Genomic DNA, 2,317 nt, shown 5'->3' with positions numbered 1-2,317 from the left:
CGAGCTCGCCGAGGCTGCCGCGGCCCGTGACTGGGCCGCCGGTGTGGTGGAGACGGTGCGGGGCGAGTTGGCGGCGCTGTCCGCCGAGCGGGACCAGGCCCACGCCGGCCTCGCCGCCGCGGAGGCGGCGCGGGCGGAGCTGGCGGCGGAGGTCGCCGCGGTGCGCGCCGCCCAGGAGGCGGCCGTCACCGAGGCTGCGGCCGCGGAGCGGGACGCGATGGCTGCGGCCGTGACCGTGGCCTGCGAGACGCGGGACCAGGCCCTCGCCGAGCGCGACGCGATCCGGGTGCAGGCGGAGGACGCCGCCCGGCAGGCCACGGAGGCCCGTGCTGCGGCGCTGGCCGCGGAGCGCGACGCGGCCGGCGCCCGGCAGGCGGCGGCGCGGGCGACCGCCGACCTGACCGAGGTCCGGTCCGAGCGCGACGCGGCGCTCGGTGAGACGCGGGCCGCGCGGGCCGACCGGGAGCGTGTGGAGCAGACCGCGCGGGAGACCGCTGCGGCGCTCGCTGCCGCCGAGGCGGAGCGGGCCGGGCTCGCCGGCGAGCTCGTCGCGACTTCCCGCGATCTTTCCCAGGCCCGCGCCGACCTGGAGGCGGCGGCTTCCCGGGAGGTTTCCCAGACGGCCGAGCAGACCGGCGCCGGGAAGGGTGCCGGGAAGGGCTCGGGGCTGGCCGAGTGGACGGCGGACGCGACGCCGCAGGAGCTGGNCGCGCTGGTGGCCGTGCTGGAGACGATGNAGGTCAGGCGTACGGGCAAGGGGCTGACCTACGCCGCGGCCCGNGGCGTGCTGGGCGTCCGCCACGCCGTCGTGCGTACCGCGGTGGACACCGCGCGGGGAAGCCTGCGGGCGGGCACGCCAATCTTCCCCGGAGGTTTCCCGGGTGACGACATCGAGGACGCGGAGATCGTCCCGATGCCCTCCCCGCGGGAGCTGGNGAGCGCGGCTGCGGGAGGCCGGCGGTGAGCGCNGGGGACCGGCGCGGCCAGGTGCTGGCGGCGCTCGCCGCGAGTCCGCTGATCGACCCGGCGGCGTCCGTGACGCAGCTGCTGCGCCTCGCGGACGAGCTGCTGGCCGCCGCGGTGCCGGCGGTGGAGGCGACGGCGATGGATGAGCGGCTGCGGGCGGAGATGGCCGCCAGCACCGGCACGGCGTGGACGACGGAGACGACTGGGNGGAGGTGGGCGGCATGAGCGGATCGGCTGCGGAGACGCAGGCACCCGAGCAGATCTCGGGTGGGTGGACGCCGGTGGTGGAGGAGACCCCGGCCCCGCCGGCGCCGCCGGTGCGCCGGCGGGGGGTGCCGGCGGGGCCGGTGATCATCGCCGCCGGCGAGGCCGGGGTGATGGCCGGGTCGAGCCTGTATGCGGCGGCGGGGGTGCCGGGGCTGATCGCGGCCGGGGCGGTCGCGGGGACGGCGGCGGCGGCCCGCACGGTCCGGGTCGCCCAGCGCCGCGCGGCGTCCAGGGCGTCGACGTCGGGGGGTGGCGCGGGCCGGGGCCGCAGCGGGTCGGGGCCGGTGCCGGCGGCGTTGCGTCGCCTCGCCGGGGCCGGCCGGCGTCGTGGCGCGGGCGGCGGGCCCGGTACGGGGAAGGGTGCGGGGACCGGTACGGGCACGGGCCGTCGCCGGCGGGGGGCGGGTACGGGCCGCCGGCCCGGGTCGGGACGTGCGGGTGGTGCGGCGGGCCGGACGGCCGGTGGGCGTCGTGCTGGGGGCGGGCCGCTGACGCGTGCGGCGCGCGGTACGGGGGGTCAGGCGGCGCGCGCGGCGCGCCGGTCGGGGGCGGCGGCGGTGCGCGCGGCGCGGCTGCGGGGCGCGGGGATGGTGCGGGCGGCNCGGATCGGCCGCTCGGCGGCGGGCCGCCTGGCCGCCGCGGTGCGCCAGGCCCGCTCGCCGTGGGCGGCGGCCCGCGCGGCCCGGCGCGGCCGCTACCGGATGGTCGCCGGCCAGCGGCGCCGCCGTGGTGGCGGGTTGGGTCGGCTGGTGCGGACCGGGCTGGGGCTGCTCGCGGCGCTGGCCGCGGTGGGCTGGTGGCTGGGCCATCGGGGGTGGCGGCTGACCCGTGCGGGCTGGCGGCGCCTGCGCGGTCCGCGTCCCGGCCCGGACGGCCGGCCCGGGACGGATCTGATCGGCCCGCTGGCGCAGCTACGGACACCGCCGATCGGCGGGCCGGCGGCGCCGGTGCCCCCGCCGGCTGGCGGGGGGGCGATGGACCCGCAGGCGATCCTCGCTGGCGCCCGCGCGGCGCTGGCGGGGGTGGCGTTCGCGACGTTCGGGCGGCTCCCGGAGATGCCGGAGATGCCGCCGATACCTGGGGG

2 pseudogenes are annotated in these 2,317 nt (G+C 81.4%); one reads left to right on the top strand and one right to left on the bottom strand.

The features are described 5' to 3' along the window. Positions 1–1,174: 1,174 nt before the first annotated feature. Positions 1,175–1,615, bottom strand: a pseudogene (locus tag FF86_RS36845) (hypothetical protein); the annotation flags it as partial. A gap of 220 nt (positions 1,616–1,835) precedes the next feature. On the opposite strand from FF86_RS36845, the pseudogene FF86_RS36840 reads away from it, so the two are divergent. Further along, positions 1,836–2,317: pseudogene (locus FF86_RS36840) on the top strand (hypothetical protein); the annotation flags it as partial.

Source organism: Frankia sp. CpI1-P (assembly GCF_001421075.1).
In the GTDB taxonomy this organism is placed as follows: Bacteria; Actinomycetota; Actinomycetes; order Frankiales; family Frankiaceae; genus Frankia; species Frankia torreyi.
Note: the sequence above shows the minus strand (reverse complement) of the source record. Positions and strands in the feature narration are given on the sequence as shown.